Genomic DNA, 17,528 nt, shown 5'->3' with positions numbered 1-17,528 from the left:
ATCAGCTTTGTTCTTCTTCATCGAGGAGTGAGTGAAGGATGCGATCCTTGTTGATTTCGTCTCCGGACAATTCGGACCGGAAGTGGCCGCTGGACAAAATGAAGACGCGGTCGGACAGCCCCACCAGTTCCTCGGTGTCGGAGGAGACCAGCAGGATGGACACGCCCCGTTTCGTCAGGTCGCGGATCAACTCGTAGATGTGAGATTTGGAACGGATATCGACGCCGTGCGTCGGCTCATCCAGAAGAAGCAGCTTGATCGGCGCGGAAATCCAACGCGCAAAAATCGCCTTCTGCTGGTTTCCGCCCGACAGTTGCGTCATGAGCGCGTCGACCGAGGGCATCTTGACCGCGACACGGGCGGCGTCGCGCGATGCGGATGTGCGCTCGTGCCCCAATTTCAGAAAGCCGCGTCCCGAATAACGCTTGGCCCATGGCAGGGTGATGTTCTTCCAGATAGGCAAGGTGTCGACGAAGCCGTCGGCTATCCGGTCTTCGGTCACCAGGCCTATGCCGGCATCCAAGGCATCCGACGCAGATGCAAACCGACAGACTTTCCCGTCGAGACGGATTTCGCCTTCGGTGTGCTTGACCTCGCCATAGATCGTCTTGAGCAGGCGGGAACGCCCGCTGCCGCCGAGGCCCGCGATCCCCACGATCTCGCCGGGGTAGAGCTTGAGATCCAGGCCCTTCAATTTGGCGTCGCCGAGGCCCGCGAGTTCAAGGCGGGGAGACGAACCAGCGTGCGTTGGAGAAGCGTTGGGCTTTGAGAAGAGATCGTCCACATCGGACCCGACGATATGGTTCACGAGGTCCCGGTGCGAAATCCCCGCGACGGGCAGGGTGGCCACGCGCCGGCCGTCCCGCATGACCGTCACGCGGTCTGCGATGCGGAAGATTTCTTCAAGCCGATGACTGACATAGAGGATGGCGATGCCCTGGTCGCGCAAGTGCTTGATCTGCGTGTGGACCGTGCGAACTTCCAACTCCGTCAGCGAGGCGGTGACTTCGTCGAGCACCAGCACGCTCAGGCCACGGCGCAACGATCGCGCGACGGCGACAAGCTGGCGCTCGGCCGGCCCCAGATTGATCAAGGGCTGTCGAGGATCGGCATGGATGCCGACCTTCAGCAGGTCCTTTTTCGCGGCGATGTGCTCGGCGGCCCAGTCGATCAGGCCAAGTCCATTCCTGCGGAAAGGCACGCCCAGCAGCAGATTTTCGGTGATGCTGAGGTCCGGCACATACATCGGAATCTGGTGGACGAAACCGATCCCGTGTTCGAGCGCCGCGCCGGGATGACCAAACTGTACTGGTTTTCCGTCCAGCAGGATCTGACCCTGGTCGGGTTGATGGTCTCCGGCCAGAATCCGGATCAGCGTCGATTTGCCGGCGCCATTCTCGCCCACCAGGGCATGGATCTCGCCCGCATGCAGTTCGAAACTGACATCGTCCACGGCCACCGTCGGCCCGAAGGTCTTGCCGATGTTGCGGAAGGCGAGGACCGTTGACGCAGCTCCCGCCTCGGTCGCGTCGCCCGGCGTGTTCGCCATCACGATTTGATCATGTGTCTGCATAGGAAATCGCATCCGCAGTCTGTCGGAACTCGGGCATGATTGGGGGATGTGAGGCCCGCGGGGGGCCTCACATCCGTTGTGGCAAGGCGGCGCGCCTTAGCGGGCGGCGGACCACATCTCCTTGTACTTGGCCTTGAAGTCGAAGTTGATGTCGTAGGACTTGCCTTCCGCCGGCACGTTGGTGCTGTCGGTCAGCTGAATGGGGAAGTCCTTGTTGACGCCGACCTCTGCGCCGTTGAGCGCGCGGTTGCACTCGTCGATGCCGGCCCAGGCAACCCACTCCAGTCCCCAGCTGATGGTGGCGGCCTGGGAGCCGCCGCTGCGGATGGAGTCGTAGGCGATCGGTTCGCCGTCGAACGCAAGGCCCTTGATCTCGGTACGGTCGCGTTGTGCTGCCGTTTGCAAGAGGGGAACCAAGGCATCGTCAAATGGGCCGATGATCCACTGGAAGCTGTCCTTCGGATATTTGGTAAGGATGGCTTGCATCTTGGTGATCTGGCCGGGAGCGCCAGCCGCCAGTGAATAATCTTCCTCGTGCACGATGGTGGCGACCCCGCCGCCATGCTTTTCAAGATAGCTCTTGAACCCGGCCAGGCGGACCGAAAGCTGGGGAAGCTGGGGCGAGTCGAAAATCACGACGCCACCGCCGCCATGCGCCACGACATAGGCGCCCAGCAATTCACCGGCCGCGTGGTAGTCGAGACCAAAGCCGATATCGCCGCCAAACTCCTTCGGATCATCGGAGAAGCCAGTGACGAAGGCGACGCCCTTGTCCTTGCCGCGCTGAATCTGGGACCGGATATCGCGAGCGGGAGAGGCAAGTGTCAGCACGCAGCTGACGCCACGGGTGATGGCGGCATCGACCGCTTTCTGCGCAACGGCCGGATCGCCCTTGTTGTCGATCGGGAAGGCTTCCCAGCCGATCGCCTCGGCAGCCTCTTTCGCGGACTTGAACAGGAACTGGCATACGCCGAGCGACAAGGGGCATGGCATTACCGCCACGCTTGCCTTCTCGATGGGCTTGGGCGAACTGTCCGCCCCGGTCCATGTGACGCCGCCCTGGTCGAGCGGACTGCGCGACATCTTGCTCTGGCGGGCAGCGTCGACGACGGTTTTGGCAAATGCGACGGGATCGGCCTCCTGCGCGGACGCGCTTCCCGTCGAGGCGATGCCGCCTAGCAGAACCATTGCGGCCCCGCCCATGATACTCCAATCTTTCAAATTCCTCAGTAGTTTCATCTTTCCCTCCCTTTAGATTTATGCTGACGCGTGAAGTGCTTGCATGTGCTTCTCTTGACAGGATCTGTATTCGCGAAGGCGCTCCCGGTACTCAGGCGTCATCTGTTCCGGGCCCCAGATGTGACCGTAGTCGACTTTCACATCGACACTGCCGACGCCTTCGATCTGCTCGAGTTTTTGCTTGGCGGTGATCTGGAACAGGGCGGCCATCATGCAGCCCGGTTCGGTTATATACAGGGTGACCTCGACGTCCGCGCTGTCCGTGGCCTGCATGATGTTGATGTCACCTACCAACCCCATCGAGACCAGCCCGGCAGGCGCGCCCGAAGCAATGCTGCAAGGGTCGACAATAGCTTCCAGGGTTTGCGCGATGGACTCGCGCAATTCTGCGTTATTCATGAAGTCCTCCGATCTTATGCGGCTGAGCGCTTGAGCGCCGAATAGGGCGCCTTCAGACGGCGAGGCTTTGCAAATTCGTCCGAGGACGTGGCTTGCTTGACCTCTTCCATGTTGAGGCCGAGCAGGTTTGCGGCGTTCAAACCGAGGATCTTGCGCTTGGCCTCCTCGGTCAGCTCCGGAAATCCGTAGCCGTCGACAAGATCCCTCGGCATCTCGATGTTCCAGAAAGCTTCTTCGTACCAGCGAGAGTGACCTACCAGACCGCCCATCGCCCACAGGATCCGATCGGTGAAGCCGTTCATCATCAGTGTCCCGATGATCTCCAGGAACTTGCGCGGCGACCGGGCAAGCAGAGCGGTCGTCCCTTCCGTGCTGACCGTAATGTTGGGATGCCACTGCATCTGCGCGACGGTTTCTTCCATGAACGCCCAGCCGCCGTGAACGATCTCGAAATTGATGTCCGGGAAAGCGCGTGCCGCCGCCCCGACCTCGAAGGGGAAATAAGGTTCGATCGGAACCGGTCCCATGACGATCGCCTTGTGGATGGCGACGGTCTTGATGCCGTGCTTGCGCACTTTTTCAAAAATGGGAAACAGCAACTTCTCGTCGTCGATACCGTAAGTACGGAGTTCGCCAGAGATCATGTCGTGCGGGTAAAGCTTGATGCCCGATACCCGATGGCGCTCCACCAGTTCGTCGACACGATCCAGCGCGTTTGGCTGGTGAGGAGAAATGCCGCCATAGAGGAAGACGCGACCCGGCCACCGCTCGCGCATCTTTTCGCCAACCCACAAGGGCGAGCCGCCATCCTTGAAGTAACCGTAGAGCGGAAGCTCATGGTAGATGGTGGCGTCCGTGTGGCTCTCGCCGAAAATGACTTCGCCGGTCAGGTCGGGATCACAGATATCATTGTCGAATGTTCGCTGATCGAGGACCAGATCAGGCCGCCCCTTGGGCGCGTATTGCGTGTGCATCTGATAGACGCCGTTCGCAATACCATCGGCATATGGCTGACCGATGCGATTGCTGTCTGCGAAATTATAAGCGTGCGCAATGGCATCAAGGACAAAAACGTCGTTAAGCATAAGTTCCTCCCAAAAGGCTCGGAGAGTCTCGCATCTCCCATCCTGTCGACCTTCCAGCTCCCTGTCTGATCGATCGATCAGTAGACAATCGCTAAAAGATCGACTTGTCAACAGGTCGGCGAAAGAAGAGTTCTTCCGGTCCTGCCGTCCGTAGCGAAATCTGCTCCGGCGGGTCGGTTAAGCTACCGAAATGGCCCTACATTTGCGCTCAATTGGTTCCGCCCCAGGACGATCATCCGGCGGCCGCAGCACGGAGGCGACGGTCGCTGCCAATTTTCTTTTCATGGCTCCATGGTTGTCCCAGTAGCGAGCATGCGTCGAGACATAACGAACGTCTTAAAATTGGGGCCGACTGCGGACAGGCAGCTTCTGGCTTCAGAACGAAGATTGCAGACATTCAACCTGCTGGAATTAAGGTCGTGATCTGACCCTTAGCGGTCACTCTAGAGTCAAAGAATGAACGTCTGCACTGCATGCCAAGAGATGCCGTTGGGGCATTGTCTTGAGAGCGCGCCATCAACGCTGCGGCCTCGTGCGAGCAAGCGTGGCGAAGCGGCTCGCGAGCGCTAAGCCTGTGCGCAGTTATGATTGTCAGGCAAGCTGCAATTCCCGCGTCTTCGGTTTGAGCTCCTCGCGCAGCAGATCGACGAACATGCGCACTTTCGCCGAAAGGTTCAGCCGCTCCGGGTAGACGGCCATGATGTCGGCCTGCGTGTAGTGGCGCGGCAGCACGATCTGCAACCGGCCTGACCTGACATGCGGGGCGATGTCCCATTCCGATCGCAGCATGATCCCATGGCCGTCGAGCACCCAGGAGACGGCGATCTCGCCGTGATTGGTCGCAAGCGCGCCGGCAACGCGCACGCCCTGGTCGTCGCCCAGCCTCCAGATGTCGTAGGCCGCATGCTCCTGCCGAAGAACGATGCACGAGTGGTGCGCGAGATCTGCCAGCCGACGTGGAACGCCGCGAGCCGCCAGGTAGGAGGGCGCGGCAACCAGCATCCGCCTGTTGCGCAGCAGCAGCGCCGTCACGTGCCGCGTCGCCGCCGGCGGCCCGAACCGGATCTGCAGATCGAACCCGTCCTCGATCAGGTTCATCGGCGCATCCGTCAGCACCAGCTGCACCTGCACCTGCGGAAACAGCGTGGAGAATTTCGAGATCGCGGGCGCGATATGCTCGCGGCCGAACTGGAACGTCGCGTTGATCCTCAAAAGGCCCTGCGGCTCGGCCCGGGCCGAGAAGATCGCTTCCTCGGCGACCGCGATACGGTTGATGATGTCATGCGAGGCGGAAAGATAGGCCTCGCCCTCGCTGGTCAGGCTGAGCCGGCGCGTGGTGCGGTTCACCAGCCGCACCCCCAGCCTGTCTTCGATCCTGGCAAGCCGCCGGCTGACCGCCGAGGCCGTAAGTCCAAGCTCCAGGGCAGCCTGCGACAGGCTGTTGCGTTGCGCGACCACCGTGAAGAACTGCATGTCGCTCTCGCCGCTCATCCAATCTCCATTCGTTCATCAAACGCAATAATGAAATGAAATATCGGAATTTCCAAATGCAGAATTCAGAAGTTAACCTGCCGGCGTCGCCGATAGCTGCCGATGGGCGGTGTCGGCACCCGAGGATGCGCAGTTCGATGAGGAAGGAAGCCCGGATGCGCAGACAATGCAGGTCGGTGTGCTGCCTGCCTGCCGAACTTTTCTTGAAACAGGCGCCCGACATCTCGTTCGGGCCGATCTCTGGGAGGATGACCATGAATATCAAATTGACCCTCGTCGCAGGCACGGCGCTTGCGTTGCTGACTGCCCTGCCGGCCGCAGCGCAATCGGTCGAAGACTTTCCGACCAAGCCGATGACCTACATCATCCCGTTCAATGCCGGCGGCGAATCCGACGTCTCGGCACGCTACCAGCAGAGCGTCTGGAAGGACGTCACCGGACACGACGTGGTCGTACAGTATCAGCCCGGCGCCGGTGGCGCGCAGGCCTGGTCGGAGCTCAACCAGATCGAGGGCGACGGCTACACGATCATGGGCATCAACCTGCCGCACACGGTGCTGCAGCCGATGGAAGGTTCGGTCGGCTACGCCACCGATGACCTGACGCCGGTACATTATTTCCACTACACACCGAACGCGATCTTCGTGCACAAGGACAGCGAGTTCCAGACTCTCGAGGATCTCGTGACCTATGCGAAGGAGAATCCGGGGCTGGTGACATTCGCGGGTTCGGGCGCGAATTCGGCGAACAATCTCGGCCAAGCCAAGTTCGACAACCTTGCGGGCGTCACCACCACCTATGTGCCTTTCTCGGGCACCGGCCCGTCAATGACGGCCGTCCTTGGCCAGCAAACGAGGGCGGGATTCAACTACGCGACGTCCGGCGTGAATGTGGGCGAGGATCTCAGGATGCTCGCCGTGGCCTCCGACGAGCGACTGCCGGCCTTCCCCGACGTGCCGACCTTCAAGGAACTCGGCTACGACATGGCCGGCGGCGCCTATCGCGGCGTGGCGGTGCCGGACTCGACATCGGAGGAAATGCGGCAGCGCATCTCCGACATCGTCCAGCAGATCAACGAGCACCCCGACTTCAAGAAGAAGATGGAGGACGGAGGCTTCGTGCTGACCGACATCACCTACGACAAGATGGACGCCTTCATGAAAGAGATGAAGGCTGAATATGCCGCGGGCGCAGAAGCGCTCGGCATCGGCGACAAGTAGGAGACCGGCGGATGGAACTGTTCGGCTATTTCCTGGACGCGCTCAGCCCGTTCAACCTGGTGCTCGCCCTCGGCGGCGTCGTACTGGGCACGGTCATCGGGGCACTTCCGGGGCTGTCGGCAACGATGGCCGTGGCCGTGCTGGTTCCATTCACCTTCACAATGGACCCCGCCGCGGGCCTGATCGCGCTCGGCGCCATCTATACCGGCGCGATCTACGGCGGGGCCTTCGCGGCGATCCTGGTGAACACACCGGGAACGCCGTCCTCCATCGCCACCACCTTCGACGGCTATCCCATGGCCCGGCGGGGCGACGGCGGGCTGGCGATCACGCTCGCCACCATCGCCTCGGTCGTGGGTGGTCTCGTGGGGGCGATCAGCCTGCTGCTGCTCGCCCCGCCGCTCGCCAAGGTGGCGCTCGCCTTCGGGCCAACGGAATATTTCTGGCTGGCCATTTTCGGTCTGACGCTGATCTCGGCGCTTTCCGTGGGAAACACGCTGAAGGGCCTGATCGGCGCGTGTATCGGCCTTCTCATGTCCATGGTCGGCGTCGCCGTCGTCGGCGGTGACGTGCGCTACACGCTCGGCTCGCAAGCCTTCCTCGGCGGCATCGACTATGTCGCGGCGCTGATCGGGCTCTACTGCGTGCCGGTCATCATCGACCTCGTCGCGACCAAGGACCCGCATCTCAAGATCACAGGCGATACCGACGGGATCAGGTTCCGCGAAGCGGTCGGCATCTGCTGGAAGCAAAAATTCAACGTCGCCCGCTCGTCGGTGATCGGAACCGTGATCGGCATCCTCCCCGGGGCCGGCGGCTCGATCGCCGGCCTCGTTAGCTATTCAGAGGCGCGCAGGGCATCGCCGCGCTCGGCCTATTTCGGCAAGGGCGAGCCCGACGGCGTCATCGCCACCGAAGCCGCCAACAACGCCACCGTCGGCGGCGGCTTCATCCCGACGCTGGTTCTCGGCATTCCCGGCACGCCGCCTGACGCCATCATCCTCGGCGCCCTGCTGGTCCAGGGCATCAAGATCGGGCCGACGCTGTTCTCCTCCGAAGGGCACATCGTTTACACCTTTATCTACGGCCTTCTGATCGCGACCATCCTGATGCTGCCGGCGGGGCTGCTGATCGGGCGCTACGCCTACAAGTCGGTCATCGCCTTCCCGAAGGCGCTCCTGGTTCCGACGGTGGCGTTCCTGACGATCATCGGCTCCTTCGCCGTCCATTCGAACGTGCAGGACACCCAGGTCATGCTGGGAGTAGGCATTATCGCCTGGTTCATCAATCGCTACGGGTTCTCGCCGTCGCCGATCGTGCTCGGGCTGGTGCTGGGCTCGATTGCCGAGCAGGGCTTCGTACAGAGTTATCTCATCGGCAATGCGACCGGAAACCTCTTCGGAATGTTCTTCGGCCGCCCGATCAGCATCGCCATCATCCTCGCCGCGCTGATCACGCTGCTCTATCCCTTCTGGGCCGACTACCGGGCAAGAAAGCGCGGCACCGCCGCCCTGACCGAAGTGGCAACGGCGGCGACGGGCCGTCCCGGCGCGCTCGACCATGCGCATCCGCTGCCCGAAGCCGAGCCCGTGGCGGCGCGCGGCCATGACTGGGGCGCGGTGGGATTGGCCGCAATCTTCCTCGCCACTGCCGGGTTGGCCTATTGGGGCGCGCAGAGCATGTCGGCCATGGGCTCGATCTTCCCCAAGACGATCGCGGTGCTCCTGGCCGCAATGTCGGCCGCACTGACCGTCCTCGGAGTGATGGGCAGGAACCGGCCGGTCCCGACCGAGACCGCGGTCGGACCTGTTTCCAACAGGCGGCGGGCGATCCTGGTTGCCATCTTCGCGGTCTGGGTCTGGCTCCTGCCGGTCGTCGGCTTCATCGTCACGAGCTTTACGGCCTTTGTCGCCATGACCGCCGTCGGCGAGCATGACAGCGTGCCGGCCCGCACCTGGCTCCTCCGCGGCCTCGTTGCGATCGTTACCGTCGCGGTCTTCTGGTGGTTGATGGCCGACGTGCTTCTCCTCCGGATGCCCCGCGGCATGCTGATGTAAGAGAAGGAACAATGATGAAGACCTATCGGATCGCCTCGATCCCGGGCGACGGGATCGGGATCGAGGTCGTTGCCGCGGGCCACCGGGTGCTTGCGGCGCTGGCCGAGCGCGACGGCGACTTCCGCCTCGAGGTGGAGACCTTCGACTGGGGCAGCGAGCGCTACAAGCGGACCGGCGACTTCATGCCGGAGGATGGCGCCGAACGGCTCCGCGCCTTCGACGCCATCTTCTTCGGCGCGGTCGGCGCCCCCGACGTGCCCGACCACCTGACGCTCTGGGGCCTGCGCCTGGCAATCTGCCAGCCGCTCGACCAGTACGCCAATGTCCGCCCCACCCGTATTCTGCCCGGCATTGAAAGCCCGCTTCGCGGCGTCGGACCCGGCGACCTCGACTGGGTGATCGTGCGCGAGAACTCGGAAGGCGAATATGCCGGCCAGGGCGGGCGCTCGCACAGGGGCCTGCCGGGTGAAGTCGCGACCGAGGTCTCGATCTTCACCAGAGCCGGCGTCGAGCGGATCATGCGCCACGCCTTTGCGCTGGCGCAGTCGCGGCCGCGCAAGCTGCTGACCGTGGTCACCAAGTCGAACGCTCAGCGCTACGGCATGGTGATGTGGGACGAGATCGCCCGTGAGGTTGCCACGGAGTTTCCGGACGTGACCTGGGACAAGATGCTCGTCGATGCCATGACCGTGCGGATGACGCTGAATCCTTCGTCGCTCGACACAATCGTGGCGACCAACCTGCATGCCGATATCCTGTCGGACTTGGCCGCCGCGCTCGCAGGCTCCATCGGCATCGCCCCGACCGCGAACCTCAATCCCGAACGGCGGACGCCTTCGATGTTCGAACCCATCCATGGTTCGGCCTTCGACATCACCGGCAAGGGCATCGCCAATCCTGTCGCCACCTTCTGGAGCGCATCGATGCTTCTCGACCATATCGGCGAGCCTGAAGCTGCCCGCCGCCTGATGGACGCGATCGAGACGGTTACTGCCAGTCCCGAACTTCACACCCCCGACCTGGGGGGAACCGCCACCACCGACCGCGTGACCGAGGCCGTCATCGCCGCCATCCGCGGCCGCAACGATTGAGGACGAAATGAGCAATAACAGCATGCGCATCGCCGTGATCCCCGGAGACGGAATCGGCAAGGAAGTGGTGCCTGAAGGCATTCGCGTGCTCGAGGCCGCCGCTGGCCGCTATGGGCTGGACTTCCGGTTCGACGAATTCGGCTTCTCGTCCTGCGACTACTACGCCAAGCACGGTCAGATGATGCCCGACGACTGGAAGGCGCAAGTCGGCGGCCATGACGCGCTGTTCTTCGGTGCGGTCGGCTGGCCCGCCACGGTGCCCGACCACGTCTCGCTATGGGGATCGCTGATCCAGTTCCGACGCGAGTTCGACCAGTATGTGAGCCTGAGGCCGGCGCGCCTGATGCCGGGCGTCTCCTCGCCGCTTGCGGGAAGAGGTCCGGGCGACATCGACATGATGATCGTGCGCGAGAACACAGAGGGCGAATATTCCTCCATTGGCGGCAAGATGTTTCCCGGCACCGACCGTGAGATCGTGATGCAGGAGACGGTGATGACGCGCACCGGCGTCGATCGGATCCTGCGCTACGCATTCGAGCTGGCGATGAAACGCGGGCGTCACCTGACCTCGGCCACCAAGTCGAACGGCATTTCCATCACCATGCCCTATTGGGACGAGCGGGTGGCGGAGATGGCGGCGGTCTATCCGGACGTGCAGGTCGACAAATATCATATCGACATCCTGACCGCGCTCTTCGTGCTGCATCCCGACCGTTTCGACGTGGTGGTGGCGTCGAACCTGTTCGGCGACATCCTGTCCGATCTCGGCCCCGCATGCACCGGCACGATCGGCATTGCACCGTCGGGCAATATCAATCCGGAGCGCGCCCTCCCCTCGCTTTTCGAGCCTGTCCACGGTTCTGCGCCCGACATTGCCGGCCAGGGCGTCGCCAACCCGGTCGGCCAGATCTGGGCAGGCGCGATGATGCTCGACCATCTCGGCCATCCCGAGGCGGCCGCCGGCATCCTCAAAGCTATCGAAAAGATTCTGGCTGAACCTGCGCTGCGCACGCGCGACCTTGGCGGCATGGCCGACACCGTGACCTGCGGCAAGGCGATTGCCGACGCACTGAACTGAAAGAGAACCGACATGAAGATTCTTGAAATCCGCGAGAAGACCGTCTCGATCGCCTCCCCGATTGCCAACGCCTATATCGATTTTTCGAAAATGACCTGCTCGGTGGTCGCGGTCGTCACCGACGTGATCCGCGACGGCAAGCGCGTGGTCGGCTACGGCTTCAATTCCAACGGCCGCTACGGACAGGGCGCGCTGATGCGCGACCGGTTCATCGACCGCGTGCTGGAGGCCGATCCGGCGAGCCTCGTCGACGAAGCCAACGACAATCTGGATCCTTTCGCGATCTGGAAGACGCTGATGACCAACGAAAAGCCCGGCGGTCACGGCGAGCGCTCCGTCGCCGTCGGCACGATCGACATGGCCGTGTGGGACGCAGTGGCCAAGATCGCGGGGGTTCCGCTCTGGCGCCTGCTTGCCGACCGCTTCCGTGGCGGCGTGGCCGATGAGAAGGTCTGGGTCTATGCCGCCGGCGGCTACTACTATCCGGGCAAGGACCACTGCAAATTGCAGGACGAGATGCGCAGCTATCTCGACCGCGGCTATTCAGTGGTGAAGATGAAGATCGGCGGCGCGCCGCTTGAGGAAGACATTGCCCGCATCGAAGCGGTGATCGACGTGGTCGGCGACGGTCGGCGGCTGGCGGTCGACGCCAACGGGCGCTTCGATCTCGGCACCGCCATCGCCTATGCGGAAGGCCTCAAGCCCTACAATCTCTTCTGGTACGAGGAAGCGGGTGATCCGCTCGATTACGCGCTCCAGGCCGAGCTTGCGGCCCAATACGGCCTGCCCATGGCCACCGGCGAAAACCTCTTCTCGCACCAGGACGCCCGCAATCTGCTGCGATACGGCGGAATGCGGTCCGATCGCGACTGGCTGCAGTTCGACTGCGCCCTGTCCTACGGGCTGGTGGAATATCTGCGCACGCTCGAGGTGATGCAGGAACTTGGCTGGTCTTCGCGCCGCGTGGTCCCTCACGGCGGCCACCAGATGTCGCTCAACATCGCCGCCGGCCTCCATCTCGGTGGTAACGAGAGCTATCCGGACGTGTTCCAGCCCTTCGGCGGCTTTGCGGACGGCATTGCCGTGGAAGACAGCTATGTCCGCTTGCCGCAGATCCCGGGCGTCGGGTTCGAAGCCAAGTCGGCGCTCTACCACGTGATGCGGGAAATCGCCGAATGAGATTGCGTCGCTTGGCCGCTTGCGTGTCTAGCAGCAAATGGGCGTATCACTCTGTCGGTCCGGTTTGCACGCACTTTGGGCTCTCTGGCCGCTCCCGAAATTCCCGAAATGGTTGCGTCACCGCACGATCTTCCGGGTCACGGCGGGCAGCCGCTGTTATAGCTTCTTGGGCTACGCTATGAGGTGCAACAGCGCAGACCAACGTCCGCTTCCGGTGATACATGACACCCAAGGAACTTCGCTCGAAGGACCGCTCTTGGCGCAACCACGACCCTCAGCGTAGCCAGTTGGAATGTCGGCTTTCAGGAGGCGGCAATGCTGACCTCAATGTCCGACATTAACCGCCGGCATGGCCGGCCTGCCGCATGACACCGCCCTGACGTCCGCGGCTGTGGTCAGACACTGGCTGTACCGCGATCAGCGCTTCCGAGGAGCAGGATGAATGTGATTGCCCGCGCGGCCCGGTCCTATGCAACGAGCTTCGCCTGGACAGCGAAGGGACTAAGGCCGAGCCACGCCTGCATCGAGGATGCCACCATGCGCGAGCCCGAGAGATCGATGTTCTTCTCTTGCGCGACCGTGGTCAGGCCCATCCAGATCGCCGTCATGGTGCGCAGATCGGTCGTGACAAAGAGATCGACCTCAAAGCCGGGATCTGACCAGCACAGGTCGACTTCACCCTGAGGCTCGATCACGAGCCACCAATGGCTCTTGGAAGCCGGAAGATCCGAATACAAAAACTGTACCACCGTACGCAATTTGGGCAACGGCTCGGGGTTCAGATTGCGCCGCATGTCCCACATCAGCAGGGAAGGATCGAGATTGCGGAGGGAAAGGCTCGATTCGACCCATTTCTGGCCCCAAAATCCCATGGCTTCCACAACGGGTCGCAAGTCCTTTCCAGCCTGGGTCAAGTGATACTCGAACACACCCTTCTCAGAATGCAGCGGACGCCGTTCGACGATGCCCGCGATCTCGAGTTCCTTCAGCCGCTGGGAAAGCAGCGTCGGCGACATCTTGGGAACCCCGCGCCGAAGATCGTTGAAGCGTGTTGATCCGGCTATAAACTCACGAAGCAGCACCATGGTCCACCGGGTGCACAGGATTTCGGCCGCCATCGCCAAAGGGCAAAACTGCTTGTAACCGGGTTGGGACACTGAAGACCTCCATGAGTTCACTGAGGTCCTCATGCTAGCAGCTAAGCGGGGCGGCTAAAGTACAGAAACTGTACCCCGCGCTCCAGTTCCGTGACTGGACCATTGCCGCCGTCGGCTCCAGCATCGAGTGCGTATCGTGGCCTTCATGAAGATCGCTGCGAAAAGCAGAGGAACGGAGAACCACAATGAGTGTCTTCCTGATCGCCGACATCAAGGTCACCGACGACGGATGGGTGCCGGAATACGCAAACAACGTGCACAGGCTCGTCGAAAAACATGGCGGCCGCTACCTGTCCCGGAGCGGAAACATCAGCACGATGGAGGGGCAGGAAAAGGACAGTACGCTCATTGCGCTACTGGAATTTCCTTCCCGCGACGCACTCGAGCGCTTCGCGAATGATCCCGACTATGCGCCGTATGCCAAGGCGCGCCGGGCCGGCAGCGTCAGCAACTTCCACATGATCGACGACACCGACATCGCAGGCGCCATTCCGTATCTGACGGCCGCTTGAAAGCCGCCCGCCCTTAATGCTCAATTTCGGCGCGTCCGCAAAATTGGCGCGCCGAACCGCTCCCCAAATCACCGTCGTCGCTCTCCACTTGCGGTTCTTCGTTCGATCCGGCGCCAAGTGCACTGGCTGCTTGCCAGCTTCCCGTGGGTGACGTCTGCTCTTGGGCAGTGGCAAAGGCGCCTTGAACGTCCGGAATGGGGGCGCGTTGCGGTCGAAGTGCGGCGGCCACCTGAATGGCAGCTTTCCCAGTTCCGCCGCCCAGAAGCAGTCGGGCAAGAATCCACCCCATCCTCGCCATTGGCTTGGCAGCAAAGTCAGAATTTATGCGACAGCTCCGCCGCTCTGGGGTGGGAAGCGGAACGGCAGATTCCGGGTACGGTCAGGTCTTTCACAGACGTCTCATTTTTCGCATTCGCAGCACATAAGCATGTTCGGAGCTTTACTTGCTGGAAGAGCGAGCAGACTGTCTTCGAAGACGCCAGCGCGATGCGTGCCATGCTTGCGCGCCAGCCATCCTCCGTCGCCCGAGAACTCGAAACCCTCACTGAGTATCCCGGCAAACGTCCGATCACGACGCTGGGCTTTTCAGCGTGCTCTGTTGCTGACCTTGAACTTGAAAAGATAGATAAACTGCGCGGCAAGACCGAAAATCAACATCACCACGAGACTCGCGAGCGCGCCCTTTAGAATGGGAGAGTCCGGGTCCGTCACGATCGGGTGGCCATCGGGAACGCGGCGCAATATTTCGGAGACTGTCGGGACCATCAGCAGGAAGACCGTGAGGGTCAGGAGAAAGGTTTCCAGATACCGGCGGACGCGGCCCAGGATCGTGACCCGTCCGACCGTATAGCCGGCAAAAAGAAGCAACAGGGTGGCCGCTCCGATGATCGGGCTTTCCGGCGCGGTGGCCACCAGGAAAACTGTGAGCCCGCCGATCACCATGCAGACGAAATAGATACGGCCGGCGACCGAGCGTGGGGTTATCCGGCCATGGCGGACAAGCATATAGGCGGCGGCGGGAATGGCGGGCAGGCTGCCCAGCGTATGCAGCCAACCGAGGGGTGTAATTCCAAACATGTCGATTCCTTTCCGCTGCCCCAGGGGACGACCCCGGGGTGCAGGACATTGGCGCGATCAGGCCTCAGACGAGCGTCAACTCGACATCGAGGTTGTTGCGGGTCGCATTGGAGTAGGGGCATGTCTGATGCGCGGCCTCGACCAGCCGTTCGGCGGTGTGACGAGCAAGGCCTGGCAGGCTGATCGCCAGCGCGGCGGTGATGCCGAAGCCTCCCTCGCTGCGTGGCCCGATCCCGACCGTCGCGGTGACCGCGGCATCTTGCGGAACCTTGACCTTCATTTGGGATCCAACCGCCTTGAGCGCGCCGAGGAAGCAGGCTGAATAGCCGGCAGCAAAGAGTTGTTCGGGGTTTGTGCCTTCTCCCCCGTTGCCGCCCAATTCCTTTGGTGTGGACAGCGCAATCTCCCGTCCACCCTCGATCCGAGACTTGCCATCACGGCCGCCGGTGGATGTGGCTTTGGTGCTATATAGAACATTGACGGGCATATCGGTCTCCTTAGATTGATATCGCGAAAATCTTTATCGCAATAAACACACACCTAACGCTTCGCCAATCAGCTGTCCAGTTTTTTATTTGCCGCGATAAACAATTGCGTGATATGTAGCCTCATGACCCAAAACATCCCTCTCGAAGACCAACTTTGCTTCTCGCTCTATTCCACCTCCATGGCGGTCAGCCGGCTCTACAAGCCGCTGCTCGATGGGCTTGGCATCACCTATCCGCAGTATCTCGTGCTGAACGCTCTGTGGGAGAAGGACGGTTTGAGTATCAGCGCAATTGCAACCCGGCTCGATCTCGAGCCAAGCACGATCACCCCTCTGGTCAAGCGCTTGGAAGCCGCGTCATTGGTGCGTCGACTCCGCAGCGCCGAGGATGAACGCAGTGTTCGGGTCATTATGACCGATCAAGGCAAGGCGCTCAGTGAGCAGAGCCGCTGTCTCGGAGAGGCGCTTTTCGCCAAAGCAGGTATGACGGCAAAAGAGATGATAGCCCTCAATCAGGAAGTTCGTCGCCTGCGTGCCGCTCTGACTGCCGAGGCTAAGTCATCGTCCATAAAAAACCCGCCGAAGCAGCGCAATTGATCGACGAAAGCGCGCAAGACGGGACGTACCGCTTCCGGCCCCCTTTCTTGCCGCCAGGTCGAATTGAAAGAACGGCAGGTTTCGAACAGCGACGGGAGCAATCCGAACGGTGGCAATGGGGTCGGAAGCCGACATCGCCCTTTCGCGAAAATCCCGATTAAAGCGACAATTCTACACCTGACTTCTGCGACAGATATGATCCCAACGGCCATCTGCAATGTCCGCTTTCAGCGTCGTCGCTTCTAACCTCGAGCTACAGGTCTGGGGCCGATTGCGGATAAGCAGCTTCAGGCGAATAATCCGAAAAGCTGAGCTTCAACCAAAGAGACCGATCAAGTCAACGCTCGTGTCGCACAGTGATAAGCAGATTTAGGGTTGAGGCTGAATGCTCGAAAACCTATCTGAGCCCCATGCCTGCACGCCGTAAGATGCCGCAACCTACAAAGCTAATCCAGGAATGGCCGCTCTCGACTGCCGCCACGGTCGGGTCGTCGGTTCGGGCCAGAGGAATCCTTCTAGAGGTGCGGGCTGGCCTGCCGCTTTCGGCGAAGAAGCTAGTCGATATCGCGTCCGGGGCGCTCGAACTGCGAGTGCCGGACGACAGCGACAATGACTTCCACGACACCATCACAATCATATCGAGGATTCTGAATGGCATCGAGGACCTGCCGGTCATTCCGCGAGAGGTCGAGGACATCCTGACGATCACCTCGGTCGAGCGGCATCGGTGGCTCAAGGACGGCCGTCTGCAAAGCGCTGGAACACGGACAGTGAAGCTGCGCGGCCGCGCGCGGAAAATCACTTTCCATGTGTTCGACCCGCGTCTCATCGAGGATGTCCTCGATCGTGGAATGCCCGATGTCTGGCGTGAAGAAGATGCGATCGCCGCTGCGGAAAACAGGCGGCGCGCGGCTGGCAAGGCTGCTCTCACACGGGCTGGCAAAGGCCAGCAGAAGGCTGGCTCGGCCTCCGTTCTCGAGAAGGACGGCCTGCCTCCAAGGCTCAAAGGTTGGGATGAGTTCGACCTCGATGGTTTGCTTCGCTGACGGCAAGTCCGATAAGACTTGATGCCATGATGGGTAAGGAGATAGATCGGAAAAAGCCAAGGGGGCGAAAAGCTCGCAGCAACTTTAATGAATGGCCAGGATGGGGCGGTGAGTTCAACCGGTCATCGCAACACCTTCTGCAGCCTATCGGCCGGGGTCTCGAAGTCCAAGGTTTTTCGGGGTCGCTGATTGAGCCTCAGAGCGACGTCGTCGAGTTGATCCTGCGAGACGAGAGATAGG

The 17,528-nt window shown here is 61.6% G+C and carries 16 protein-coding genes and 1 pseudogene; 8 read left to right on the top strand and 9 right to left on the bottom strand.

Annotated features, from left to right (window positions below):
• Nucleotide 1: 1 nt before the first annotated feature.
• From ACX3P0_RS17315 to ACX3P0_RS17295, 5 genes are all read right to left on the bottom strand, one after another.
• Nucleotides 2-1,573 carry a sugar ABC transporter ATP-binding protein gene (locus tag ACX3P0_RS17315; protein WP_459090372.1) on the bottom strand — a complete coding sequence of 524 codons (1,572 nt, stop codon included), beginning with the start codon at nt 1,571-1,573 and terminating at the stop codon, nt 2-4.
• Between the two features lie 96 nt (nt 1,574-1,669).
• On the bottom strand, nt 1,670-2,812 hold the full coding sequence (locus tag ACX3P0_RS17310) for a sugar ABC transporter substrate-binding protein (RefSeq protein ID WP_459090370.1): 1,143 nt from the start codon (nt 2,810-2,812) through the stop codon (nt 1,670-1,672).
• Nucleotides 2,813-2,830: 18 nt separating this feature from the next.
• Nucleotides 2,831-3,211 (bottom strand): metal-sulfur cluster assembly factor, encoded by a 381-nt coding sequence (locus tag ACX3P0_RS17305; RefSeq protein ID WP_459090368.1) that lies wholly within the window; start codon nt 3,209-3,211, stop codon nt 2,831-2,833.
• A 14-nt stretch (nt 3,212-3,225) separates the two neighbouring features.
• Complete coding sequence (locus tag ACX3P0_RS17300) at nt 3,226-4,296, bottom strand: amidohydrolase family protein (RefSeq protein ID WP_459090366.1); 1,071 nt, start codon at nt 4,294-4,296, stop codon at nt 3,226-3,228.
• A gap of 591 nt (nt 4,297-4,887) precedes the next feature.
• The gene (locus tag ACX3P0_RS17295) at nt 4,888-5,787 is read right to left on the bottom strand and encodes a LysR family transcriptional regulator (RefSeq protein ID WP_459090364.1); all 900 of its coding nucleotides are present in this window, start codon (nt 5,785-5,787) and stop codon (nt 4,888-4,890) included.
• 254 nt (nt 5,788-6,041) lie between these two features.
• Between ACX3P0_RS17295 and ACX3P0_RS17290 the strand changes: the two genes are divergently transcribed.
• Genes ACX3P0_RS17290 through ACX3P0_RS17270 form a run of 5 tightly spaced genes read left to right on the top strand, consistent with a single transcriptional unit; the run spans nt 6,042 to nt 12,412 of the window.
• On the top strand, nt 6,042-7,007 hold the full coding sequence (locus tag ACX3P0_RS17290; protein ID WP_459090362.1) for a tripartite tricarboxylate transporter substrate binding protein: 966 nt from the start codon (nt 6,042-6,044) through the stop codon (nt 7,005-7,007).
• A gap of 11 nt (nt 7,008-7,018) precedes the next feature.
• Nucleotides 7,019-9,064 carry a tripartite tricarboxylate transporter permease gene (locus tag ACX3P0_RS17285; RefSeq protein ID WP_459090360.1) on the top strand — a complete coding sequence of 682 codons (2,046 nt, stop codon included), beginning with the start codon at nt 7,019-7,021 and terminating at the stop codon, nt 9,062-9,064.
• Between the two features lie 14 nt (nt 9,065-9,078).
• On the top strand, nt 9,079-10,155 hold the full coding sequence (locus ACX3P0_RS17280) for a tartrate dehydrogenase (protein WP_459090642.1): 1,077 nt from the start codon (nt 9,079-9,081) through the stop codon (nt 10,153-10,155).
• 7 nt (nt 10,156-10,162) lie between these two features.
• A complete protein-coding gene (locus tag ACX3P0_RS17275; RefSeq protein ID WP_459090358.1) occupies nt 10,163-11,233 on the top strand; it encodes a tartrate dehydrogenase in 1,071 nt (356 codons plus the stop codon).
• 12 nt (nt 11,234-11,245) lie between these two features.
• Nucleotides 11,246-12,412 (top strand): mandelate racemase/muconate lactonizing enzyme family protein, encoded by a 1,167-nt coding sequence (locus tag ACX3P0_RS17270; protein ID WP_459090356.1) that lies wholly within the window; start codon nt 11,246-11,248, stop codon nt 12,410-12,412.
• Nucleotides 12,413-12,879: 467 nt separating this feature from the next.
• On the opposite strand, the gene ACX3P0_RS17265 is transcribed toward ACX3P0_RS17270, so the two are convergent.
• On the bottom strand, nt 12,880-13,569 hold the full coding sequence (locus tag ACX3P0_RS17265; RefSeq protein ID WP_459090354.1) for a winged helix-turn-helix transcriptional regulator: 690 nt from the start codon (nt 13,567-13,569) through the stop codon (nt 12,880-12,882).
• Between the two features lie 185 nt (nt 13,570-13,754).
• Here ACX3P0_RS17265 and ACX3P0_RS17260 point away from each other — a divergent pair, with 185 nt between their 5' ends.
• On the top strand, nt 13,755-14,081 hold the full coding sequence (locus ACX3P0_RS17260; RefSeq protein ID WP_459090352.1) for a DUF1330 domain-containing protein: 327 nt from the start codon (nt 13,755-13,757) through the stop codon (nt 14,079-14,081).
• Nucleotides 14,082-14,666: 585 nt separating this feature from the next.
• On the opposite strand, the gene ACX3P0_RS17255 is transcribed toward ACX3P0_RS17260, so the two are convergent.
• Nucleotides 14,667-15,158 (bottom strand): hypothetical protein, encoded by a 492-nt coding sequence (locus ACX3P0_RS17255; RefSeq protein WP_459090350.1) that lies wholly within the window; start codon nt 15,156-15,158, stop codon nt 14,667-14,669.
• Nucleotides 15,159-15,222: 64 nt separating this feature from the next.
• Entirely contained in the window at nt 15,223-15,645 is a 423-nt protein-coding gene (locus tag ACX3P0_RS17250) for an organic hydroperoxide resistance protein (protein ID WP_459090348.1), read from the bottom strand.
• 123 nt (nt 15,646-15,768) lie between these two features.
• On the opposite strand from ACX3P0_RS17250, the gene ACX3P0_RS17245 reads away from it, so the two are divergent.
• Together ACX3P0_RS17245 and ACX3P0_RS17240 are read left to right on the top strand one after the other, a co-directional pair.
• Nucleotides 15,769-16,242, top strand: a complete 474-nt coding sequence (locus tag ACX3P0_RS17245) for a MarR family winged helix-turn-helix transcriptional regulator (RefSeq protein ID WP_459090346.1) — start codon at nt 15,769-15,771, stop codon at nt 16,240-16,242.
• A gap of 410 nt (nt 16,243-16,652) precedes the next feature.
• Nucleotides 16,653-17,288 (top strand): hypothetical protein, encoded by a 636-nt coding sequence (locus ACX3P0_RS17240; RefSeq protein WP_459090344.1) that lies wholly within the window; start codon nt 16,653-16,655, stop codon nt 17,286-17,288.
• Between the two features lie 122 nt (nt 17,289-17,410).
• Here ACX3P0_RS17240 and ACX3P0_RS17235 read toward each other — a convergent pair.
• Nucleotides 17,411-17,528, bottom strand: a pseudogene (locus tag ACX3P0_RS17235) (IS30 family transposase); the annotation flags it as partial.

It is taken from the genome of Mesorhizobium sp. A556 (assembly GCF_054489545.1).
This window is presented reverse-complemented; position numbering and strand designations above follow the sequence as displayed.